The sequence below is a fragment of the Lysobacter sp. M2-1 genome (genome assembly GCF_022662495.1).
Classification (GTDB): Bacteria; Pseudomonadota; Gammaproteobacteria; order Xanthomonadales; family Xanthomonadaceae; genus JAKPBU01.
This window is the reverse complement of record NZ_JAKPBU010000007.1, coordinates 25,739-48,363: the sequence shown is the minus strand read 5'-3', so window position 1 is coordinate 48,363 and position 22,625 is coordinate 25,739. Positions and strand designations below refer to the sequence as shown.

Genomic DNA, 22,625 nt, shown 5'->3' with positions numbered 1-22,625 from the left:
GCTAGCCGGTGAAAGGCGGATGGACCTTGATGCAGGTCAACGGTTCGCCCGGCTTGCCGGACTTGACATGGATCAATGCCGGCGCGCCCGACTAGAAGATGATTTGTCCGTGATCGTCACGGAGTCGCCGTCGTGTTCAAGGACATCCTGGTTCCAGTGGTACAGGGCGACATCAGTGATGCGGCGCTGCTGACGGCCAGCAAGCTCGCCGAGGCGAATCGCGGGCACGTAGTCGCCCTTGTTGGCGTCAGCATGATCACGCCGAACGCCGGTTGGGACTATTACCCGGAAGGCGTGTTCACGACCCTCAAGGAATCCGCGGACGCCGCGATTTCCGCCCTGACCGCGAAGCTGGAGGCGCGTCTGGTCGGCGGTACCGCTCCGTACGAGATCCGCCGCTGCGCCAGCCCCTGGCTGACGGCGACGGAAATGGCCCTGGTCGCGGCGCGCTATTCCGACCTGGTCGTGATGGAGCGTGGCGAGCGGGTCGACGATGCCGCCCGGCAACTGTTCGCAGGCCTGCTCACCGGCAGTGGGCGGCCACTGCTGCTGGTGCCGGAGGCAGCGCCGGTGCCCGATGCGTTCGAGCGCATCCTGATCGCCTGGAAGCCGACCCGTGAGGCGACTCGGGCGGTGCACGATGCCATGCCGCTGCTGCGGGCAGGGCGGGCCATCGACATGCTGATGGTCGACGACGACCAGGCTCGCTGGCCGAAGGACGAAGCGATAGGGCAGGCCTTGCTGCGTCACCTGCGGCGACACGAGGTCGCCATCCGTCTGCAGCTGCACGAATCCGGAGACCGTTCGAGTGGGCAGCGGATCCTGGACTATGCGGCGGAATCCAGTGCCCAGCTGATCGTCGCGGGCGGCTACAGCCGCTCGCGCGCGATGGAACAGGTGTTCGGCGGCGTGACCCGGACATTGTTCGAGCACGCACGGTTGCCGGTGCTGTTCTCGCACTGAGTGGTCAGAAGAAGTCGCGACGCCAGACCCGTAGCGGATCGGGGCTGCGCTCTCATCGTGCGGTATAGCCGCCGTCGATCACCAGTGCGGCGCCGGTCATGAACTTCGATTCGTCCGAGGCCAGGTACACCACGCCCCAGGCGATATCGTCCGGCTCCCCGACATGGCCGAGCGGGTGCAGCTGGCCCAGTTCCTCACGCGCCGCGGCCAGGTCGGTCGCGCCACCCGAGCTCACGTGGCCGATGACCATCGGCGTCCAGATGTATCCCGGGTGGACCGAGTTCACACGGATGCGGTCGGGCGCATAGAACATGGCATCGGTCCTGGTCATCAGCGACACCGCCCCCTTGGATGCATGATAGGGCGGCACGTCCGGAGCCCCGACCAGCCCGTAGATCGACGACAGGTTGACGATACTGCCGCCGCCTGCACGCCGCAGGTGCGCAATCGCATGCTTGGTGCAGAAGAACACGCCCTTGACGTTCACCGCCTGCACGCGATCCCACTCATCCTCGGTAACCTCGTGGGTGGGCTTGTCGACGCCCGCGATACCGGCGTTGTTGACCAGGACGTTGATCGATCCATAGTGATTCGCGACCCCGTCGATCGCCGCCTGCACGGATCGCTCGCTGGCGACGTCGACATGCCAGTAGCGTGCGGGCATGCCCTGGTCCTGCAGGGCGTCGGCCAGACCGCGTCCTTCATCGTCGATCACGTCGAACAGCGCCAGGTTTGCCCCTTCCTCCGCCAGTCTTTGCGCGCAGGCGCGGCCGATGCCCAGCGCAGCCCCGGTGACGATGCAGGTCTTGCCTTTGACGCGATTCATGGCGGGGACTCGCAAAGCGGGCTCGAGCCAAGTTGACCCCAGGGAGCCGGCCAGGGGCTTGATCGCGATCAACCCGGACGCCCCGCGTGACCGGCCGTTACCGTCCGTTACAGAAGCGACATCGTCCGATGACCGAGCCGGCCTAACGTGCCGGCTGTCCTTCAGGAGAGCTCCGCCATGCTGATCGAGAGCCATGTGATGTCCTGCGAGCCGACCCCTGTGACGTCTGCCGACCAGGAGACGACGCGACCTGGCCTTGAGGCGCTGCTACGGGGCATGCCCTTGCTGCGTCGCCGCCTGCAGCCCAAGCAAACGCTGTTTCGCGAAGGCCAGCCCTGCAAGGCGCTGTACCTGGTCCATGCCGGCTGCTTCAAGACCTGCGTCCTCAGCGAGGATGGACGCGAGAAGATCACCGGCTTCCATCTGCGCGGGGATCTGCTGGCGATCGATTCCTACGACACGCCCACGCACGCCTGCTCGGCGGTGGCCCTGGACACCTCCGAGGTCTGGGAATTGCCCCTGGACCTGCTGAAATCCCAGTTGCCCGAGGCGCTGCCCCTGGTGACCGCGATGCTCGCGAACGAGCTGCGGCGCGACTGGCGCTGGATGCTGACGGTCGGCACGCTCAACGCCGAGCAGCGCGTCGTGGCATTTCTGCTGGATCTGGCGACGCGGCTCGAGGCGCTGGGGTTCAGTGCCCGGCAGCTGTTCCTGCGCATGACCCGGGCCGAGCTGGGCAACTTCCTGTCGCTGCAGCTGGAAACGGTTACCCGGGCGCTGTCGCGCCTGGCGGCGGCGGGCATGATCCAGGTGGAAGGGCGCGAAATCCGCATCGAGAATGCACCCGCGCTGCGGGCCATGCTCGGCACGCATTGAGTCAGGGCTGCGGTGGCGCCTGAATATTGCGGCGTATCGCCGTGGCCAACGCCTCACGGCGATACGGCTTGCGCAGCAGTTCGAAGCGTTGGGGCGACTCGATCTGGATCGATGGATCGTCGTATCCGGATGTGAGCAGCACCCCGATGTGCGGCCGCAACGCCTGCGCGGCCTGCGCCAGCTCCATGCCGTTCATGCCTCCGCCGAGCATGACGTCGCTGAAGATCAACGCGAAATCCTCGCGCGAAGCCAGTCGTTCGAGTGCGTCGGCCGCACTGCCCACTTCCACGACGTCGTAGCCCAGCGACCGCAGGAAGGCTCCACCGATGGCGCGCACATCCGCTTCGTCCTCCACCAGCAGGATCGCTTCCGATCCACGTACGTTCACGTCCGGCGCGGGCGCTTCACGCATCGCTGCATCTGCGGAGGCCACCGGGAGGAACAGTTCGACCCGCGTGCCCTGACGTGGTTCGCTGTGGATATGCATGTAGCCGCCGCTCTGCGAAACGAAGCCGTACACCATGCTCAGTCCCAGCCCGCTGCCGCGGCCGATGGCCTTGGTGGTGAAGAACGGCTCGAACGCTCGCGCCACGACCGCCGGTGACATGCCGTGACCGGTATCGGCCACCGTGAAGGCGATGTAATGCCCGGGGCGCTGCCCGGGCGTCGAGGGCTCCGCGGTCACCCAGCGCTCCCGCGCCGTGATCGTGATTTCTCCCCCTCCGGGCATGGCGTCGCGGGCGTTGAGCGCCAGGTTGAGCAGCGCGCTGTCCAACTGCGAAGCATCGGCGTAGAGCGGCGAGAGGCCGGGTTCGCAGTCGATCCGCAATACGACCGTTTCGCCCAGCGTTCGGCGCAGCATCCGTTCCAGATCGGCCAGCAGCGCCCCGGCGTCGATGACGCGGGGAGACAGGTGTTGCCGCCGCGCGAAGGCGAGCAGCTTCGAAGTCAGCTCGGTTCCGCGCTCGACCGAACGCAACGCGCTGCTGATGATCTCGGATGCATCGTGTTGGCCCTCGCATTCGATTTCCAGCAGCTGCAGGCTCCCCGACAATACGGTCAACAGATTGTTGAAATCGTGGGCGACGCCGCCGGTGAGCTGGCCGACGGCTTCCAGTCGTTGGGCGTGGGCAAGCTGCTCTTCGGTGCGCCGGCGCTGCATGAGCGCGGACACCAGGTTTCCGGTCTGCTGCAGGAGCTGGAGCGCGTCGTGATCGAAGCGGGCCGGCTGGGGCGACAGCGCGACGAGGGCGCCCATCGGACGCGAGCGATCCAGCAGCGGAATCAGCGCCGCACTGGCCGTCTCGACCGGCCATGGAGGAGGCGGCCCAGGCAGCTCTGGGGACTGGACCAGCACGGGCTGTCCGCTCTGCAACACGCGCTGCAGAGGCCCCTGTTCGAGCGACAGCCATTGCGGGTCGACCAGGTCTGCGGCCTCCAGGCCAGTCTGCGCGCTGACCATGGCCTCTTCGCCGCGCACGACCACGACCGCGACGACCGGCACGTCCATTACCTCCGCCAGCAGGCCCGGCAGGCGCCCGATGACGCTTTCTTCGTCGGTGGACGCGAGCGCCAACTGGCCGATCCGGGCGAGCACCGTGTCGTAACGCGCCCGCGCCAGCGCCTGGCGGGCGCGCTGGGTCTCGGAGATATCGCGGATCGAGGCCAGATAACGCGGTGCCTCATCGCTGGCATCCAGCGGGCTGAGCGCGATTTCGACCGGGAATTGCTGGCCGTCGCGCCGCTGTCCCACCAGCGTCATGTTGGCCCCGCCCATCGGCCGCACGCGTGGCTGGTGCATGTAGCGTTCCCGGTGACCCCGATGCCGCTCGCGCGCGCCGGCCGGAACCAGCTCTTCGACGCTCAACCCACTGAGCTGGCCGGACGCGTAGCCGAACAGGCGCTCGGCGTTCTCGTTGGCCAGCTCGATCCGGCCGTCGCGGCCGACCACGAGCAGGGCATCCGGGACCGATTCGAACAGCTGGGAAAACACCGGGGTCATGTCAGTTGCGCACAACCGCGACAGCGAACAGGTAGCCTGCGCCGCGAACCGCCTTGATCAGCTGCGGGTTGGCCGGATCGGCTTCGATCTTTCGGCGCAACCGGCCGACCTGCATATCGATGGCCCGATCGAATGGGCCAGCCGTCCGTCCGTGCATGGCGCTCATGAGCTGGTCCCGGCTAAGCACCACGTTCGGCCGTTCGAGCAGGGTCCGCAAGAGCTCGAACTCGCCGCTGGTCAGGCTGATGGGTTCGCCGTCGCGCCCGATCAGGCGACGCGCATCGAGCTCGAGCCGCATCCCTTCGAAACAGAGCGCGCGCGTGTTCCCGGTCGACGGAGAAGGCGGTTGCGCGCGGCGCAAGACCGAGCGGATGCGCGCCAGCAGTTCGCGCAGGTCGAACGGCTTGGTGACGTAGTCGTCCGCGCCCAGTTCCAGGCCGACCACCCGTTCGACGGAGTCCCCGCGTCCGCTGACGATGATCACCGGGCCCTGCCAGTGCGTGCGGAGTTCGCGGATCAGGCCCAACCCTTCCTCATCCGGCAGGCCCAGATCCAGCAACACCACGTCGAACTCGGGCGAGCGCATCGCAGCACGAAACCGGGCACCGTCCATCACTACGGTCACGTGCAGGCCCTGGCCCCCCAGGTAGCGCGTCAGCAGGGCGCCAATCTCGGGTTCGTCGTCCACCACCAGCACGCGCGGTGCCTGCGCTCTGGATTCTGGCGAAGTTGGAGATGGGGCGCGCATGCCGCCGGTTCCAGGGAATTCCTGTCCATGGTAATGCGGGCGCGGCCACTTGTCCGGCGCAGGACGCGGAGCGATGGCTTGATTCAATGCCGATAGTGATTGACTTGCAGTCGCGATGACGTAGGCAATGCCCATGCGGAGCGCGCAGGACGGCTGGCGGCTGTGTCGCGGATGCTGCGGTGAAGCAAATGCAGGGCGCGGGCGCAACAATATTTGTGGGCTACTATCGGGCCAAGTCATCCAGGATCGGTTGCCGCCATGGACAGACCTTCAACGATGTCGCATCGCCAGTGGAAGGATCTCGCGGTCCTGATTCTGCTGATCGGTGCGACCGACTGGCTCTCGTTGATGCTGGCGCTCGGGCCGGGGGAGTTGACAGCGGTCTGGATCGGCAATGGGATCCTGGGTGGCTGGCTGTTGTCCAGGTCTACGTCCTTGTGGCCCGGCTACATCGCAGGTGGACTTGCCGCGGATTTCCTGGCGCACCTGCTGACGGGCTATTCGGTGGGGTACGGGTTGGCGCTCGCCGCCAGCAATATCGTCGAGGTCCTGATCGTTGCTGGCGGTATCCGGCGCATCGTCGGCGATGTCGGCGATCCCAAGCGATGGATCACCCTGGGCGTCGTCGCGACAGGCAGCACGTTGATCGCCTGCGCGGTGTCCGGCGTCCTTGCCGCAATGGCCATCACTGTCACATCAGGTGGTTCGTTCCTGACTCACCTGCTGACCTGGTACGCCGCGCACGTCGTCGGCATGGTGATCGTCGGAACCTTTACCCTGGTTGCCCTGCGCGAAGGGCTTGGCTTGGTGATCGCCTCGGGCAAGCGCGGGAGCTTCGTTGGCACGATGCTGTTGCTGGTGCTGGTGGCCCTGGCGGCGTTCTCTTCCCCCTATCCAGTCCTGTTCCTGCCCTATCTGCCCTTGCTTTTCGGCGCGTTCCGGCATGGTTTCGCAGGCGTGACCGTCGGCGTAGTCCTGCTGGCCCTGATCGGCAGCATCGCCACGGCGATGGGGCAGGGGCCGCTGGCGGCGATCGCGAACATCGCACCCTCGAGCCGCATCGCGCTGCTGCAGCTCTATATTGCGGCCGGTTGCCTGATGACCATACCGGTGGCGCTGGCCATGGCCGAGCACAAACGTTTGACGCAGCGCCTGCGCGACAGCCAGCAGCGGTACAAGATGCTCGCCGACTATTCGCACGATGTCGTGGTGCGGATGCGCGCGAACGGCGAGCGCCTCTACGTTTCGCCCTCGGCCAAGGACATGCTGGGCTGGGAGGCGGATGAAATGCTGGGCACGCGCTGGAGCCTGGTGCACCCCGAGGACCGCGACCGGCAAGCCGACTCCATGGCGCAGGTGATTGCCTCGGGCGAACCGAAGACGGAGGTCTACCGGGTCCGCCACAAGGACGGCCATTACGTCTGGGTCGAGGCGGTGACGCGACCGATTCCCAGCGCGGACAGGGAGGGCGAGTGGGACATCATCTACGCCGGCCGCAACGTCACCCGGCGCATCGCCACCGAGCACGCCCTGGAAGAGAGCAGGCGCGAACTCGAGCGTCTGGCCCGCACCGACACCCTGACCGGCCTGGCCAACCGGCGGCAGTTCGACGAACGCCTGTCGCTGGCGATATTGCGCCTGCGCCGGCATGAATTCCCGATCGCGCTGCTCTACCTGGATATCGATCATTTCAAGACCATCAACGACAAGCATGGCCACGCGATCGGTGACGGCATCCTGTGCGCATTCGCGCAGCGCCTGCTGGACAACGTGCGTGCCACGGATCTCGTCGCCCGCCTGGGCGGCGATGAATTCGTCGTGATCGTCGACGACGCCGCGCTGCCGGACGCGGCGGAAACGATTGCGCGCAAGCTCATCGAGACGATGACCCAGCCGATGCGCGTGGAGGGCAGAGAATTGAAGGTGACGACCAGCATCGGGATCGCATACACCCACGCGCCGGTCGACGCCAGGACATTGATGTCGTGCGCGGACGCGGCGCTGTACGCCGCCAAGGAGGCGGGTCGCAACACGTATTGCATGAAGTCGCTGCATGCCGGCGCAGCCAACCAGGACACGGCCGAAGCGGGTTCGCGGCCGGCCTAGATGACCGGGCTGCGGCCTTCGCTCGCCGGTTGAGCAGGTTTCCCGGGCGCGCCGCGCAACAGCTCCGCCGCCGCCTGGGCGAGCAGGGGTGCGAGTCCGATGGCATTGGATGGATGCGGAATGGTGTCCGTGCTGACAATGCGCCCGGCGCCTGCGGCGAGCAGATTTTCGTACGCGCCAGCGGCGAAGACGGCGTGGATCGTCACGCAGGTCGCCGGTCGCAGCCCTGCCGCGATCAGATGCCGCAGCGCCTCGACTATCGTCTGCCCGGTCGAAATGATGTCATCGACGATCACAGGTGTCCGATCCCGCAGCAGGCCGGGATCCGGCAAACTCACGATGACGTCACGATCGCCCCTGCGCCGCTTGCTCAGGATCTGGTACGGTAACGCCGCACGCTTGGCGATGTCGGCGACCCACTGTTCGCTTTCCCCGTCCGGGCCGATCAGGACCGCATCGGGCACCGTTGTGCGGATCCATTCGGCCACGGCCGGCGCCGCGGCGACGCAGCGCGTAGGCATGCGGAACACCGCGTCCAGCGTCGGAATGCGATGCAGATGCGGATCGACCGTGGCCAGCCAATCGAAGCTGTTTTCCAGGAAGCCTGCGAACAGCGGCGCCGTGATGGCTTCGCCGGGGTGGAAGCGCGCATCCTGGCGCATATAGGCGAGATAGGGCGCAACCAGGCCCATCGAGCGCGCGCCGAACTCGCGCGCCGTGGCGGCCGCGTAGCGGAGCGCCAATGCCATCGCGTCGGGGTCGCGCAGGCTCGCCACGACGACGACGTCGGCGCCGTCGACGGCTTCATCGATCGCGACCAGGGATTCGCCGTCCGGAAAGCGGCGCCAGTCGAGCCGGCCGACACGGGCGTCGAATCCGTGAGGCTCGAGCAGGACCCCGAGGTCTGAGGCCAGTGCTTCCTGTGCAGGGAAGGGCAGGATCACGACCGTCATGGCGCCTCCCGTGCCACGCTGATGATCTGCGGATGCGCGCGGGCATAGGCCAGGGCGTACTTGAGCTCGCCACGCGTCTGCGCATGCACCGTGTAGAGCAGGTCGCCGCGCCGGACCGCGTCACCGATCCTTATCGCGGTGGTGAGACCGGCGGCGGCGGCGGCAGGTGCGCCGGCCAGCTTCGCCACTTTGGCAAGATGCCGGTTGTCGATGGTGGCGACCCGCCCTGCGTGCAGCGCCAGGATCTCGGCGCGATGGCCGGCCAGCGTCGGCTCGGTGAATCCACCCTGCGCCTCACAGATCGCATAGAACTTGGCCAGCGCCCGTCCCGAGGCGAGCGTCTCGCGGGCCCGTTCGCGGCCCTGCCCGAGCACGCTTCCAGGCACCAGGTCGAGCAGTTCGCCGGTCAGGTCGAGGGCACGCTCGCGCAGGTCCGCCGGTGCATCCGCATCGCCGCGCAACACCTGCAGTACATCCCGTGCTTCCAGCGCCGGACCGATTCCGAAGCCCACCGGCTGACGGCCATCGGACCGATGCACCGCCAGGCGCAGCCCCAGTGCCGCCGCGGTGCTGCCGAGCCGGCCGGTCAGTGCTTCGGCCGCGGCGTTCGAGCGCACCTTGGCGGTGGGGCCGACGGGCATGTCGATCAGTACATGGCTGGAACCCGCCGCCGCCTTCTTCGACAGTACGCTCGCCACCAGCTGGCCATCGCTGTCGAAGTCCAGCGGTCGCTCCACCCGGATCAGCACGTCGTCCGCCGGGCTGAGCCGCACGTTGCCGCCCCAGACCACGCAACCGCCCTCACGCGCCACGACCCGGCGCATCGCGGCCAGGTTCAGCTCCACTGGAGTCATCACTTCCATCGTGTCTGCGGTGCCGGCGGGCGAGGTGATCGCGCGCGACGAGGTCTTGGGAATGCGATGGCCCAACGCCGCCACGATCGCGACCACGATCGGCGTGGTGCGATTGCCGGGCAGGCCGCCCACGCAATGCTTGTCCAGGGTCGGGCCTTCGCCCCAATCGAGGGTCTGGCCCACTGCGATCATCGCGCGGGTGAGCGAGGTGGTTTCCGCGTGGTCCAGGCGCTCGCCGGCACAGGCGGTGACGAACGCGGCAAGCTCGATGTCGGACAGGCGGCTGGCGACCGTATCCTGCATCAGTGCCAGGTAGTCGGCGTCCTCCAGTCGCTGCCCGAACACCTTGGCCCGCAAGGCCGCGGATGAGCGGGGCGGTTCGGCGTGGTGGAACAGCGCATAAGCGCCAGGCTCGGGCTGGATCGCCGTCCACGCCGCTTCCGACAACGCCACCACATCGGCGCCGAGATGATCGTCCACCACCACGTTCAACGTGGCGATCAACTCCTTGTCGCCCACGCTCATCTGCACCCGGGTGAGCGCCGCAAATCCTTCGGAGCGGCACACCTCGCAGTCCTTGTGCATGTAGACCACGGGCTGCTGATAGGTGTCGATGCCCGCACGTACGACCCGCAGGCTGACCGGATTGGGCCGACCGTTCACGTCTGCGCCCGCAGACCGCCTCGAATCGCGTGCAGGTCCACCGTGTCGCGGAAATCGGGCACGGTAACCTCCCACCCCAGCTGCCGCTCGATGCGCTGGCGCAGCGCATCGGCCGCCGCGGGTTCGCCATGGGTGATGAACACGCGTTTGGGCGGCACCGGGATTGCGCCCATCCAGGCGAGGAGTTCATCGGCATCGGCATGCGCCGAAGAGCCGGACAACTGCACGACTTCGGCACGGACCGGTATGTTCTCGCCGAAGATCCGGATGCTCGAGGCACCCGCCGCCAGGGATGCACCGCGGGTACCGCCGGCCTGGTATCCGGCCAGCACGATCGCATTGCGCGAGTCCGGGGCGAATGCCTTGAGGTGATGGACCACCCGCCCGCCGGTGGCCATGCCGCTGGCGGAAATGATCACCATCGGTCCCCCGCGGCGATTGAGCGCCTTCGATTCTTCAGCCGTGTTGATCACGGTGGTGGAGGTATGCAGCGCATCGCACTCGGCCGTGCTCAGGCGATGATCGCCGCGAAACTGGTGATAGAGCGCCGTTGCATCGGTCGCCATCGGACTGTTGAGATAGACGGGAAGCGCCTTGGGGATCGCGCCGTTGGCTTTGAGCTGGGCAACCAGGTGGATCAGGGCCTGCGCGCGGCCCACGGCAAAAGCCGGGATCACCACCACGCCACCGCGCGCGGCCACGCGGCTGAGGATCGGCCCGAGTTCTTCCTGCGGGTCCGTTGTCGGGTGCAGGCGATCGCCATAGGTCGATTCGATCACCAGGATATCGGTTGCCGCCAGCGGAGCAGGCGCGCGCATCACCGGATCGTGGGGCCGACCCACATCGCCGCTGAAGGTGATGCGGGTACCGTCGCATTCCAGCGTCACCGACGCCGCACCGAGGATGTGGCCGGCATGGCGGAAGGCGGCGGTGACCGACGTTCCCCCCAGCGCGAACGGCGCGTCGAACGGGTGCGGGGCGAACTGCCGCAAGCAGGCCTGCGCGTCCTCCTGGGTGTACAGCGGCAGGGCAGGGTGATGCTTGGACGAGCCCTTCTTGTTGGCGTAACGCGCCTCCTCCTCCAGCAGATGGCCGCTGTCGGGCAGCAGGATCCGGCTCAGCGCGGCGGTTGCGGGCGTGCAGTGCACCGGGCCGCGATAGCCGTTGCGTGCAAGCAATGGCAGGTAGCCGGCATGGTCCAGGTGCGCATGGGTGAGAAGGACGGCATCGAGGCTGGCAGGGGCCACAGGAAACGGTGCCCAATTGCGCAGGCGCAGCTGCTTGTAGCCCTGGAACAGCCCGCAGTCCACCAGCACCTGCTTGCCATCGGCCTCCACCAGATACCGGGAGCCGGTCACCGTTCCGGTGGCGCCGAGGAAACTCAGGCGGAAGTCGTTGCGCTTGGCTGCGGCCATCGAACTGCTCCATGCGGATTGTCTGGGACGAAGCGCCTGGCGATGGCGTCGCTGCGCTCGGGGAGGGCGGCCGCGTTCGAGCATGGAATCACGACCCGACAGATCGCCACGGATGCCCGCACCTCAGGCTCCAGCATCATCCGGATGGGCGGAGATGCCCTTGATCTCGATCAATGCCGCTGACCGGGCCGATGCGCATGCTGCGCAGATCGAGCGCTGCGGGTGTCGGGGTGCGCGACGCCCGATCCACCTTGCGCTGTGAGGGCTGATCGTCATGTGGGACACGCTGATCGCGACTCATGATGCAGGCCGGGTCCAGGCCATCGCGGCCATCCTCGTGCGTCATGGCTTTGGCGACCTGGTACAGCGGCTCGGCCTGACCCGCGCGCTGGCGCGGGCGGGCACCTTTCTGCCGCTGGAGCGCATCGAGGAGCTGGCCGCCCTGCCGAGCCGCGTGCGCGTGCGCCGTGCGCTGGAGGAAATGGGTCCGTGCTTCGTCAAACTGGGCCAGGTGCTGGCCACGCGGGTCGACCTGTTCCCGCCGGACTGGATCGCCGAGTTCAGCCGCCTCCAGAATGCGGTTCCGCCGGTGCCGTTCGATGCCATCTGCTCCGAAATGTGCGCAGCACTGGGCGTCGCTCCCGAAGCCGCATTCGGTTCCATCGACCCGGTCCCCCTGGCGGCCGCGTCGATCGCACAGGTGCACCGCGCCCGCCTGCACGATGGGCGTGAAGTCGTAGCCAAGGTGCGCCGTCCTGGCATCCGCCCGGTCATCGAAGCCGACCTGCGCCTGCTGCAGTACGTGGCCAGGAAGATCGAGTCCCGCCTTCCCGATCTGCGCCGGTTCCATCCGGTCGGCATCGTGAGCCAGTTCAGGACCTCGCTGATGCGCGAGCTGGACCTCGCCGCCGAATGCCGTCACGCCGAGCGAATCGCCGCCAGCTTCGTCGGCGAGCCCCGCCTCGTCGTTCCGGCCGTCTACTGGCCGTACACGAGCGAACGCATGAACGTGCAGGACTTCGTCGACGGCATTCCCGTCGCCGATCTCCAGGCGCTGGCGGCCGCCGGCATCGACCGGGTGCAGGTCGCGCGCTCAGGGGCGCAGCTGGTCCTGAAGATGGTGCTTTCGGATGGCTTCTTTCATGCCGATCCGCATCCCGGCAACGTGTTCGTGCTTGGCGACGGGCGCATCGCCCTGATCGACTACGGAATGATCGGCCGGCTGTCGCCGACGCGCCGCGCCGAAGTGGTGAATCTGATGTTCGGACTGGTCGAACGCGACCCGGGCCGCGTCACCGAGATCCTGCTCGACTGGACCGAGCGACCGGATGTCGACGAAACCCAGCTGGCAGTCGATATCGATGCGTTCGTCGACCGCTACCACGGGATACCGCTCGGCGAACTGGATCTGGCTGGGATGCTGCTGGAGGTCACGACACTGCTGCGCTCCCATCGGCTTGCCCTTCCGGCCGACCTTGCGTTGCTGATCAAGACCTGCCTCACGCTCGATGGCCTGGGCCGCAGCCTCGATCCGGGCTTCGACATGGCGCGGCAGGCCCGGCCATTCCTGCGCCGCGCCATCGCGGCCCAGTACAGTCCGCGCGCGGTGGCCATGCGGAGTGCGCGCGCCATGACCGATACCGTGCGCCTGATGGCGGCGTTGCCGGGCGAACTGCGGCGGTTGCTGCGGGCGGTGCGGGGTGGAGGAGCGCGCCTGCACGTGCAGGTGGAGGAACTGGACGATTTCAGCCGCCAGGTCAGCCACTCCGCGAACCGGCTGGCGGGCAGCATGGTGATCGCGGCGCTGATCGTGGGCTCGTCGATCGTGATCACGGTGTCGGGTGGACCGACCCTGCTGGGCTTGCCGTTCTTCGGGCTGCTGGGCTTCGTCGGGGCTTCATTACTCGGGCTCTGGCTGCTGTGGTCGATATTCCGCAGCGGCGGTGGACGTTAACGAACGCGCCTTCCACAGGACTGGTCGACCCGACACTCCCGGACCGTGGGCGCCGGCGCGATGCCATGCCCTTGATCCTGGTCAATATGCCCAGCCGACTCGATGCATAGGCTGTGCCGGCCTTCCCTCGAAGAGGAGCCTCGCATGTCCAGCGTCCATATCATCGTGGCCGCGGCAATGCTTGCCGCGAGCCTGGCGGCGGCTGCACATCAGCAGCAGCCCGCGGTCACCGCGGAACCCGAACCCGCCTCCGAAGCCGAACAGCGCGCCGAGATGCGCCGGGAAGTCGACGAAGCCGTACGCGCCATCGAAGCCTATTCCACGGCCCGGCGCGACCAGGCGGTGCGGCGCGCACGCTCGGCAACCGATCGCATGGACCAGCGCATTCGCCGCTACCGCGCGGAATGGCTGGCGGAAGCCGAAGCCGTGAAAACAAAAAGGCAGATCGAGCGTGATCGCTCGATGGCAAGGGTGACCGAACGTCGCGCAGCGCTCGAAGAGCGCTACCGGGAACTGCAGAAGGCCAACGCGCAGGCCTGGGAGCGCGCCCGGGACCGGTTCGTAAACGCATATCGCGCGTTGGCAGATGCACTGCGCGATGCCTCGGACGAACCAGAGGCCGAGGAAGAAGCGAAGAAGGATTCCTCCCGCGAGGAAGACTGACTGCAGTACCCGGTCAAGCCAGATCACGCATGCGGGGTGCTATCCCGTTCGGTCAGCAGCACGGGCACGATCACCGATCGCCGCGGCATCGACGGCGCGGCTGCACGCTGCAAAATGAGCTCGGCCACCTGACGCCCGCGCGCACGCGGGTCGGCATCCAACGTGGTCAGTGGGGGCATGCCGACCGCGGCTTCGGGAATGTTGTCGAAACCGGTGACGGCGAAGTCGACGCCCGGGCGGCGACCTAGGCGGGTTAGTCCCAGCATCAGACCCAACGCCACCGCGTCGTTGTAGCAGACGGCCGCGGTCGGTGCCGGATCCATGGCGAACAATGCATCGGCGTGCGCGTTGGCCTCGAGGAGGGTCGGCGCGGTTTCGATCATCAGGCGCTGATCGACCGCGATGCCGGCTCCGCTCAGCGCATCCTGGTATCCCAGCCGGCGCTCGCGGCAGGAACTGGAATCGGCGTGGCCACCATAAAAGGCGATACGACGGTGTCCCAGTTCCAGCAGCCGCGTGGTCGCCGCACGCGCGCCAGCGCGATTGTCGAGGCCAAGGAAGTCGTACTCGAAACCCGGAACCGGCGGCCCGGTCAGCTCGCGGTTGAAGACCAGCAGCGGCGCATGGCGGCCGATCGCCAGTTCCACGTCGGCGACATCGCTGTTCTCGGCCGGCGACAGGATGATCCCGGCCGGATGGTGCTCCATCATCGAAGCAAGCACCTGGCGCTGCCGCTCGGGCGACTCGTTGCTGCTCCCAAGCAGGGTGACATAGCCCTTCGCGCCGAGCGCCTCATCGACGCCGGCGGCAAACTCCGCGAAGAACGGATTCGACAGATCGTTGATGACCAGTGCCACCGTGGTGGACACACGCTGGCGCAGGTTGGCGGCAGCGCGGTTGTAGACGTAGCTCTGACGCCGCATTTCCGCCTCGACCCGGCGGCGCGTTTCCGCATGCACCAGCGGACTACGGCGCAGCACCAGCGACACGGTCGCGCGCGAGACTCCACAAGCCCGTGCGATGTCGGTCAGGGTGACCCTGCGCTGTTTTTCCAAGGCGTCACCAATCCGACTTAGATCGATAAAACCTTGATATCGTGCGACAAACCCGACGGGCCTGCAAGTTCGTGCCGTGTGTTCGCTGCATGGCGCACTGGCGTCCTGTGTGATGCAAACCAGCGATCCTGGCGACTGCGTTCGCTGAGCGCGCCACCGTTGCAAATCGCCAGGCCGGCGGCGTTGCGAATGGCCATGCCCAGGTCCGGATCATCGGCTGGACCGTGCCGGCCGTCGTCGATCCAATGCGCTGTTGCGTTGAAAAAAGAGGCGGGCCATCGGGGAGGGAGCGATGGCCCGCCAATACCACATCAGAACTTGAAGGTGAGCGCCACCTGGTAGTTGCGTCCGCTCTTGTACAGGCCGAGCGGGGTGCGCTTCTGGGTGTCGTACCAGTAGTAGGTTTCGTCGAGCAGGTTGGTGGCGCTGAAGGTAACCCCAAGCAGATCGTTGATCTGGTAGCCGGCGATCAGGTCGAGCTGCTTGTATGCATCAGCGAACACGGTGGATTGCTGGCGTCCGATCTGGTTGAAGTACTCCGAACGATAGCTGTAGTTAAGCCGCACGTTGAATGGACCTTTTTCGAAGTACGGCGTCAGCGTATAGGCGTTCTTCGAGACGTAAGGCAGGAACAGATCGGTGCTGGTGCTGGTATCGGTATACGTGTAGTTGGCATTGATGCCAAAACCGTTGTCGAACGCTTGTTGGTAGATCAGCGCAACGCCGGTGGCAGTGGCATCGGCGACGTTGATCGGACGGCTGATGGAATAGACGCCCGACACGCCGGAGATCGGATTGGTCAACTGCTGTTCCGTGGTGTTGGTCACGACGTAGTTGGTGATGTCGCGACGGAACACCTCCGCGGCGAGCATGCTGCTCGGGGCGAAGTACCACTCGAACGCCAGGTCGTAGTTGGTGGCCTCGTAGGGTTTCAGGTCGACGTTGCCGCCGCCGCCGGTGAAGTTCTGGTCGTTGAGGTCCAGAGTCCCGGCCAATTGGCCGTAGCGCGGGCGGGCCATCACCTTGGCGGCGGAGAAGCGCGCCACCATGTCGTCGTTCAGCTCGTAAGCCAGATTGAAGCTGGGCAGCGGCTTGTAGTAGCTGCGATTGGCCAGCGCCTGATCGTAGCCGCCCGAGCCGTTACTGACCCAGTACAACGACTTGTCCGACGTGTCGACATAGCGTACGCCCAGGTTGCCGCGCCACTTGCCCGACTCGAAGTTCGCCTGGGCATACAGCGCGGTGGTGATTTCCTTGACCGAGAACGAAGGGCCGTAGTTGTAGTTGAAAGCACCTTCCGGGAGCGAATTGAAGTAGGCGATTGCCTTGGCCAGATCGGCCGTCGTCCAATCCGTCAAGTCTCCGCTGGCTCCCAGGCCGTCGTAGAGCCCGCCCGGCGACATACCGCCGGCAATCTCGGTGAGGTTGAGGGGTGAGGTCACAAACACCGCGTTACCGCGCGAAGACACGCTGTTGTCGTGGTTGGTGTACTTGTAGCCCATCTGGATCTTGTTGATGGGACCCCATGCCACGTCTTTCGCGGCATCGAACTGGAAGTAGCGTTCCTTGTCGCGGCTGGTCTCGTAATACTTGCCGCCGTACTGCTCGTTTGTTACACCCGGGATCAGCCCCCAGTTGGAAGCATCGTTGTTGTCGTAGTTGACGATGGTGTGCTTGGCGTCGTACTCGAAGTCGAATCCGCCGCCGAGCAGCAGCGTCTTCATCAGGTACTCGGGATCCTTGCCGCCCTTGGCGCTGGTCGTGCCCGCCTGGGTGGTGAACACCCAGTTGTCGCCGTAGAAGTCGTGGCGCAGGTTCAGGCTCTTGGTCTCGACTTCGCTCTTGCGCAGGTTGAAATCGTGCTGTGCATAGGCGTCGCCGTCGACATCGGCGGCGATCACGTAGCCGTCTTCGATGGTGGCACTGGTGATCTGGCTCAGGCTGCAGGCCGGGCAGACGTAGCGCGCCTGGCTGAAGTTGTCGTACTTGCCCTTGACATAGATGCCGGTCAGGTTGAACTCGTTGCGATCATTGGGCTTCCACTGCAACGCGGTCTGCAGGCCGTCGCGTTCGCGATCCTGCTGGAAGTAGGAACTGCTGATGCCGACCGGCAGCTTGGCTGCTGCGGGATCGCCTTCGCCGGTGATCGTGGCGGTTGCAGGCAATCCGGTGACGTAGCCCCAATACTCGATGCCGGCGCGAGAAATGCTCTGCTTGTCGTGGGTCGCGGACACCAGGAAGCCGAAGTCCTCGGCGTCGTTCTTCCAGCTCCACAGCACCGATCCACGCGGATTGCCGTCTTCCGAGCGGTCGTTGTAGTTGTAGCCGACCGAACCGCGGACGGTGTTCTTGGGCAGCTCCAGCGGCTTGCGGGTGTGCACGATCACGGTGCCACCGATCGAGCCTTCATCGATGCGGGCTTCGGGCGTCTTGTACACCTCCATCAGGCCGATGATTTCCGGCGAGAGCAGGGTGTAGTTGAAGGTACGGCCGCTGGTATCGGTGGGATTGCCGCCCCAGTCGCCGGAGGCGATGGTTTGTCCGTTGACCAGCACCCGGTTGAGCGCCGGGTCGGTACCGTTGATGCTGACTTTCTCGCCTTCGCCGAACTGGCGGTCGACCGTAACGCCAGGCAGGTGCGACAGCGATTCGGCAGCATTGGTGTCAGGGAACTTGCCGATGTCTTCGGCGCTGATCGCGTCGACGATGGCATTGGCCGTGCGCTTGACCGCCTGGCTCTTTTCCAGGGAAACGCGATACCCGGTAACGGTGACGGTATCCAACTGGGTGGCCTGATCGTCTGAGCTGGGCTCCTGGCCGGCATCCTGTGCGTGGGCGCTGAACGAGATGCAGGCGACGATGGCCACCGATAATGCGGACTTGCGGTACTTCATGCCACTCTCCCGATCGATCTGTTGGTTGCTGCGGTGGTTGTGTTGTTGCCGAGCCGTTGTTGCTCCATGAGTTCCACCCCCAGCGCCGGACGCGCCCCTCCGTGTCCATGTATTGCAGTCGCAAAAACTCTTTCCCTAGTCCGGATACCCGTGTGCTGCGCCGGCCCTAGGCAATCCGTGTTCGAGCAGAGGCGCGGGAATGCGCTCCAGCGGCGCACGCACCGGTTGCGTGTCGAGGTGGAGCGCGACGAAGTCGCGGTTCTGCGGCTGGATGTCGCTCCGCGGGATATGGGGCGGCGTCATGTCGCCGGCCACGCTGTTGAGCAAGCCGCGGGACATTCCGGGTGGTTGCGCGTTCAAGCGTGTCGCCGCCGACCCGCGTTCGTCGCGGCGGTTCGAGCGGGCCTTGTCGAGGGGGAGGGCAGCCGCTGTGGCCACGGCTTCGAAATCATTGATCAGGCGCGGGTCGGCAAACCCGCAGTGGTCGCGGGGCTCAGGAATTGCCGCCCGCGGCAGGTTGGTGGGGGGGGGGGGGGCGGCGCCGGGCACCCCCCCCCAAACCGGGGGTTCTTTTTCTTGCCCCCCGGGGGTGTGGGGTGGGATTCGCGGGTCGGGCCATTCCCCACACCGCCTACTCCCCGCGGGAGGGGAGTGCCGTTCACCCGCAAACCCGTTGCGGCTGGACCGACCATTGCGAACACACTTTTTCCATGCTCCGCATCCGCCGTGGCGACCGAAATGCACCACCTGGATCGAGTTTGGATCGATCTAAACTAGCGTGTCAATGGTCTGACCAATAATCGTGGTAAACGGGGCCGAATTATCACCATTGATGCCCATTCATATTTCGTAACTGCCATATTATGGCGTTCAATGCGCTCTTTAATGCGTCTTGTATCGTTCCAATGGAACAAAGGTCTGATGTTTTAGCGCCAAAGTGTCATAGGGGAGGGACGAAGAGGAGGGGCCGGAGGGGTCAGAAATCAGAGCCACGAATCCTCGTAGCCCACGGCGGCAGAGCAGAGCAACTGCCGAATCCCTGGCGATGCTGGAATTTGCATAGCTAACTCACCGGCCGCCGCTTGCATCGCAATTGGCGGCGCCCGCTTTAGCCGAGCTGAGAGGCCAAGGCCAAGCTCCGCTAGAACTTGCTGGCTCTGGAAGGGCGCATGACGCTTCCAAGCGGAGGAGAGGCACGCGAAACCCTGGCGGCTCGTCGCGGCTCCTCGCCGCAAATGACGAGAACAACCGACATCGCCGGCGATCAGCGGCATCATCGCGAGTTGACACCATCTTCACGCGCGTGTTAACTCGGCTGGTCCCCTGAAGGACCGCTCCCCCAAGCGATGATGAAGCGCAAACCCCGGTTTCTGTGGCGGTGGTGTCTGGTGTTGGCCGTACTGGTCAACACCGTGGCGCCCGTCTGGGCCGGTGCCGCGATGGCTGCCGAGCTGCTTCAGGACATAAGCCAGCAGGCAACGTCCGCGGGGGATGACCCGGCGTCTGGTGGAAAAGCAGGGTGTGCATCCGACGCGCAGCCGCCTGGGAGCGAAAGTCGTTCCGGACATGACGGCTGCGATTGCGGGTCGACCGGCGCCTGCACATGCCCATGCGCCTTCTCGGTCAAGTTGATCGATGTCAGGGTGGAGTTTGCCGCCCGCCATCTGCTCTCGACGGTCCCCGCCCGGGCCGCCTGGGAATCTGCCGACCCCGGCCCTCGAACTTCGGTCTTCCGACCTCCGATCGCGTGATCTGACGCGCGGACGCGCTACTGCGTCCTTTCTTGCCGTCTGCCCGGGCCTGGCTCACTCCGCCCCGGCGGCCGCCGTCATCGATTTCACGCTCTCCGGGGTATTCGCATGTCCACTACACGCCATCCGCTTGCGTCCGCCATCAGCGCCTTGTTGCTGGTCGGGCTGAACTCGGGCGCCAACGCCCAAACCACACCGGAGTCGCCGGCCCCGTCCGAACCAACCGAACTGGGGACGATCACCGTCACCGGCAGCCATATCAAACGCGCCGCGATTTCCGGCGTCGGCCCGGTCACGGTCATCGACAGGGAAACCATCGAACGGTCCGGAGCGACCTCGGTCGAGACGCTGCTGCAGCGGATCCCGGCCTCGGCCGGCTTCGCGGGCAACCAGACGAATGCCTACTGGGCCGAAAACGGTTATGGCACGACCCAGGTCAACCTGCGCGGCCTGGGCATCAACCGCACCCTGGTCCTGCTCAACGGGCGCCGCGTGGTCAATGGCGGCACCGGGGCCAACAGTTCAGTCGACCTCAACATCATCCCGATCGCCATGGTCGAGCGCATCGAGGTCCTGAAGGACGGTGCCTCCGCCATCTACGGCGCCGATGCGGTCGCCGGCGTGGTCAACCTCATCACCAAGCGCAACTTCGACGGGGTCGAAGCTTCGGTGCGCTACGGCCAAACGTTCGAAGGCGATGGCGAGGAGAAGTCCGCCGACCTGACCTGGGGCACGACCGGGGAGGCCGGATCCCTGATGGCCGGCATCAGCTATTCGGAAACCGGCACCGTCAACATGGCCGACCGGGCGGCATGCGGGCTCGGTGAGAGTGAGGGCGAGCTGGTTTGTTTCGGCAGCTCCTCCACGATCGGCGGACGTGCCGTGCTGCCCGATGGCACCTCCATCAATTTCAACCAGGACCCCAATGGGGATGGCGATTTCTACGAGCCGTACTCATCGGCCAGGCACAACTTCAACTCCAATCCGTACCTCAATGCGGTCAATCCGATCAAGCGGGTGAGCTTCAACGCGTTCGGCAACCTCAACGTGAGCGAGAACGTGTCGGCGTTCGCCGAGCTGATGTACACGCACCGCGAATCCGACCAGATCGCGACGCCGGGGACACTGGGCATCTATCGCCCGATCCTGATCTCGGCCGATCACCCGACCAATCCCACGGGCGAGGACTTGCTGCTGCAACGCCGCCGGCTGCTGGAGGGCGGCGTGCGCGAGTTCTACCAGGAAACGGATACCTCGCGTCTGGTGCTGGGGCTCAACGGCCGGCTCGGCATGAACTGGGACTGGAACGTCGCCTTCAACGTGGGTCGCAACACGGGCATCGACGGTTCCACTAACGTGGCCAACCTAGACCGGGTCGAACAGACGTTGGACACGTCGGTCTGCAGCAACGCGTCGGGCGCGGCGATTCCGTGCGCCGACTATCTCGGTTACGGCGATGTCAGTCAGGCAGTCCTGGACTACATCATGTTCACCAGTCGCGACACGGGCGGCAACTCGCAGGAAAGCTTCACCGCGAACCTGAGCGGAGACCTGTTCGAACTGCCGGCCGGCCCGGTGGGCATGGCCACCGGGATCGAGGTGCGCAAGGAGGAGGGCTGGCGCGATCCGGACCCCCTGACGGTCGCGAGCATCGCCAATACCAATCAGCAGGACCCGATCGCGGGTGAGTACCTGGCCAAGGAAGCCTTTGTCGAGTTCGCGGTACCGCTGCTCGCCGACACCTTCCTGGCCCAGTCGCTCACTTTGAACGCCGCGGGGCGCTATTCGGATTACGACCTGTTCGGCAGCGACACCAACTACAAGATCGGCCTGGACTGGCAGGTCGTGCCTTCGTTGAAGATCCGCGCCAACTACGCCACTGCCTTTCGCATCCCGAACATCCCGGAGCTCTTCGGTGGGGTCGCCGAGGGCAACCTGACGACGACCGACCCGTGCAGCGGCTGGAGCAGCCAGCCTTCCACCTCGGTGATTTACCAGAACTGCCAGGCCTCCGGGGTGCCGGTCGGCTATGTCCAGCTCGGCAACACGATCCTGACCACGGTCGGCGGCAATCCCGACCTCGAGCCGGAGGACGCAAGGACGCTGACCATCGGTGCGGTCTGGACGCCCGAGTTCGTGTCCGGCCTGACGCTTACGCTGGACTACTTCAAGATCGACATCGACAACGCCATCCAGCGCATCGACGGCTCGACCAAGCTGTCGGTGTGCTACGACACGCCGGGGCTGGCGCACGAGTTCTGCAGCAGCGAGACGTTTACCCGCAATCCTCTGACCGGCGAAGTCGATTTCCTGTCCTCGCAGCCGGTCAATGCGGCAACCGAGCGCGTCTCGGGCGTGGATCTGGGCGTGTTGTACGAGTTCGGCCTGGCCGACTGGAGAAACACGCTGGCCTGGGATGTGTCCTATCTCAACAACTACGACGTGCGTCCGTTCGACGGCGCCGACGAGATCCAATACGCCGGCAAGATCACCGGCGGGCGGGGCAGCTATGCGCAGTGGCGATCTTTCGCGTCGTTGACCACCGAACGTGGCCCGTGGTCGGGCACCTACAGCGTCCAGTACATCGGCCGCGCCGACGACATCAATGCGGCCGAGGGCGACATCGGCGACCATGCGCCCAGCCTGACTTATCACAATGCGCAGGCGAAGTACGCCTTCGGCGAACAGGCTGAAATCGCGGTCGGTGTCGACAATCTGTGGGACAAACAAGCGCCGTTCATCCAGAGCTGGACCGATGCCAACACCGACACGATGACCTACGACCTGCTGGGTCGCCGCTGGAACGTCAAGCTCACCTATCGCTGGTAGGGCATGAGCAAGCAACGTCCCGGCGATGTGCCGGGACGTCTTCCGGCAGTGGTGATCCCTCGCAGGAGTATCC

General features: G+C 65.8%; 15 protein-coding genes. 6 read left to right on the top strand and 9 right to left on the bottom strand.

Features of this window, described 5'->3' with window-relative positions:
- Positions 1-132: 132 nt before the first annotated feature.
- Complete coding sequence (locus MC375_RS17825) at positions 133-963, top strand: universal stress protein (RefSeq protein WP_242103880.1); 831 nt, start codon at positions 133-135, stop codon at positions 961-963.
- 52 nt (positions 964-1,015) lie between these two features.
- Here MC375_RS17825 and MC375_RS13265 read toward each other — a convergent pair whose 3' ends face one another.
- Positions 1,016-1,789 (bottom strand): glucose 1-dehydrogenase, encoded by a 774-nt coding sequence (locus MC375_RS13265; protein ID WP_242103879.1) that lies wholly within the window; start codon positions 1,787-1,789, stop codon positions 1,016-1,018.
- 177 nt (positions 1,790-1,966) lie between these two features.
- Between MC375_RS13265 and MC375_RS13260 the strand changes: the two genes are divergently transcribed.
- Positions 1,967-2,665, top strand: a complete 699-nt coding sequence (locus MC375_RS13260) for a cyclic nucleotide-binding domain-containing protein (RefSeq protein WP_242103878.1) — start codon at positions 1,967-1,969, stop codon at positions 2,663-2,665.
- Position 2,666: 1 nt separating this feature from the next.
- Here MC375_RS13260 and MC375_RS13255 read toward each other — a convergent pair whose 3' ends face one another.
- Positions 2,667-4,667 (bottom strand): PAS domain S-box protein, encoded by a 2,001-nt coding sequence (locus MC375_RS13255; RefSeq protein WP_242103877.1) that lies wholly within the window; start codon positions 4,665-4,667, stop codon positions 2,667-2,669.
- A 1-nt stretch (position 4,668) separates the two neighbouring features.
- Entirely contained in the window at positions 4,669-5,415 is a 747-nt protein-coding gene (locus tag MC375_RS13250) for a response regulator transcription factor (protein WP_242103876.1), read from the bottom strand.
- A gap of 258 nt (positions 5,416-5,673) precedes the next feature.
- Here MC375_RS13250 and MC375_RS13245 point away from each other — a divergent pair, with 258 nt between their 5' ends.
- The gene (locus MC375_RS13245; protein ID WP_242103875.1) at positions 5,674-7,521 is read left to right on the top strand and encodes a sensor domain-containing diguanylate cyclase; all 1,848 of its coding nucleotides are present in this window, start codon (positions 5,674-5,676) and stop codon (positions 7,519-7,521) included.
- Here MC375_RS13245 and MC375_RS13240 read toward each other — a convergent pair.
- The 3 genes from MC375_RS13240 to MC375_RS13230 are packed head-to-tail and all read right to left on the bottom strand — an operon-like array spanning position 7,518 to position 11,406.
- The gene (locus MC375_RS13240) at positions 7,518-8,474 is read right to left on the bottom strand and encodes a ribose-phosphate diphosphokinase (protein ID WP_242103874.1); all 957 of its coding nucleotides are present in this window, start codon (positions 8,472-8,474) and stop codon (positions 7,518-7,520) included. The two genes, MC375_RS13245 and MC375_RS13240, sit on opposite strands and share 4 nt — an antisense overlap.
- Positions 8,471-9,991, bottom strand: coding sequence for a thymidine phosphorylase family protein (locus MC375_RS13235; protein WP_242103873.1), 1,521 nt, complete (start codon positions 9,989-9,991; stop codon positions 8,471-8,473). Before MC375_RS13235 ends, MC375_RS13240 begins: the two co-directional genes overlap by 4 nt.
- A complete protein-coding gene (locus MC375_RS13230) occupies positions 9,988-11,406 on the bottom strand; it encodes an MBL fold metallo-hydrolase (RefSeq protein WP_242103872.1) in 1,419 nt (472 codons plus the stop codon). Before MC375_RS13230 ends, MC375_RS13235 begins: the two co-directional genes overlap by 4 nt.
- A gap of 274 nt (positions 11,407-11,680) precedes the next feature.
- Between MC375_RS13230 and MC375_RS13225 the strand changes: the two genes are divergently transcribed.
- Positions 11,681-13,360, top strand: coding sequence for an AarF/UbiB family protein (locus MC375_RS13225; protein WP_242103871.1), 1,680 nt, complete (start codon positions 11,681-11,683; stop codon positions 13,358-13,360).
- Between the two features lie 144 nt (positions 13,361-13,504).
- Positions 13,505-14,023 carry a hypothetical protein gene (locus MC375_RS13220; RefSeq protein ID WP_242103870.1) on the top strand — a complete coding sequence of 173 codons (519 nt, stop codon included), beginning with the start codon at positions 13,505-13,507 and terminating at the stop codon, positions 14,021-14,023.
- A gap of 23 nt (positions 14,024-14,046) precedes the next feature.
- Here MC375_RS13220 and MC375_RS13215 read toward each other — a convergent pair whose 3' ends face one another.
- The 3 genes from MC375_RS13215 to MC375_RS13205 all read right to left on the bottom strand — a co-directional run bounded on the left by MC375_RS13215 (position 14,047) and on the right by MC375_RS13205 (position 18,311).
- Positions 14,047-15,090 (bottom strand): LacI family DNA-binding transcriptional regulator, encoded by a 1,044-nt coding sequence (locus tag MC375_RS13215; protein ID WP_242104050.1) that lies wholly within the window; start codon positions 15,088-15,090, stop codon positions 14,047-14,049.
- A 299-nt stretch (positions 15,091-15,389) separates the two neighbouring features.
- The gene (locus MC375_RS13210) at positions 15,390-17,972 is read right to left on the bottom strand and encodes a TonB-dependent receptor (RefSeq protein WP_242103869.1); all 2,583 of its coding nucleotides are present in this window, start codon (positions 17,970-17,972) and stop codon (positions 15,390-15,392) included.
- A 135-nt stretch (positions 17,973-18,107) separates the two neighbouring features.
- Positions 18,108-18,311 (bottom strand): hypothetical protein, encoded by a 204-nt coding sequence (locus MC375_RS13205; protein WP_242103868.1) that lies wholly within the window; start codon positions 18,309-18,311, stop codon positions 18,108-18,110.
- A gap of 1,520 nt (positions 18,312-19,831) precedes the next feature.
- Between MC375_RS13205 and MC375_RS13200 the strand changes: the two genes are divergently transcribed.
- Positions 19,832-22,552 (top strand): TonB-dependent receptor, encoded by a 2,721-nt coding sequence (locus MC375_RS13200; protein WP_242103867.1) that lies wholly within the window; start codon positions 19,832-19,834, stop codon positions 22,550-22,552.
- Positions 22,553-22,625 lie beyond the last annotated feature (73 nt).

Coding starts and splice junctions, on each gene's coding strand:
- MC375_RS13265 (WP_242103879.1), bottom strand. CDS start 1,789: ATGAATCGCGTCAAAGGCAAGACCTGCATCGTCACCGGGGCTGCGCTG.
- MC375_RS13260 (WP_242103878.1), top strand. CDS start 1,967: ATGCTGATCGAGAGCCATGTGATGTCCTGCGAGCCGACCCCTGTGACG.
- MC375_RS13255 (WP_242103877.1), bottom strand. CDS start 4,667: ATGACCCCGGTGTTTTCCCAGCTGTTCGAATCGGTCCCGGATGCCCTG.
- MC375_RS13250 (WP_242103876.1), bottom strand. CDS start 5,415: ATGCGCGCCCCATCTCCAACTTCGCCAGAATCCAGAGCGCAGGCACCG.
- MC375_RS13245 (WP_242103875.1), top strand. CDS start 5,674: ATGGACAGACCTTCAACGATGTCGCATCGCCAGTGGAAGGATCTCGCG.
- MC375_RS13240 (WP_242103874.1), bottom strand. CDS start 8,474: ATGACGGTCGTGATCCTGCCCTTCCCTGCACAGGAAGCACTGGCCTCA.
- MC375_RS13230 (WP_242103872.1), bottom strand. CDS start 11,406: ATGGCCGCAGCCAAGCGCAACGACTTCCGCCTGAGTTTCCTCGGCGCC.
- MC375_RS13225 (WP_242103871.1), top strand. CDS start 11,681: ATGTGGGACACGCTGATCGCGACTCATGATGCAGGCCGGGTCCAGGCC.
- MC375_RS13220 (WP_242103870.1), top strand. CDS start 13,505: ATGTCCAGCGTCCATATCATCGTGGCCGCGGCAATGCTTGCCGCGAGC.
- MC375_RS13210 (WP_242103869.1), bottom strand. CDS start 17,972: ATGAAGTACCGCAAGTCCGCATTATCGGTGGCCATCGTCGCCTGCATC.
- MC375_RS13205 (WP_242103868.1), bottom strand. CDS start 18,311: ATGTCCCGCGGCTTGCTCAACAGCGTGGCCGGCGACATGACGCCGCCC.
- MC375_RS13200 (WP_242103867.1), top strand. CDS start 19,832: ATGTCCACTACACGCCATCCGCTTGCGTCCGCCATCAGCGCCTTGTTG.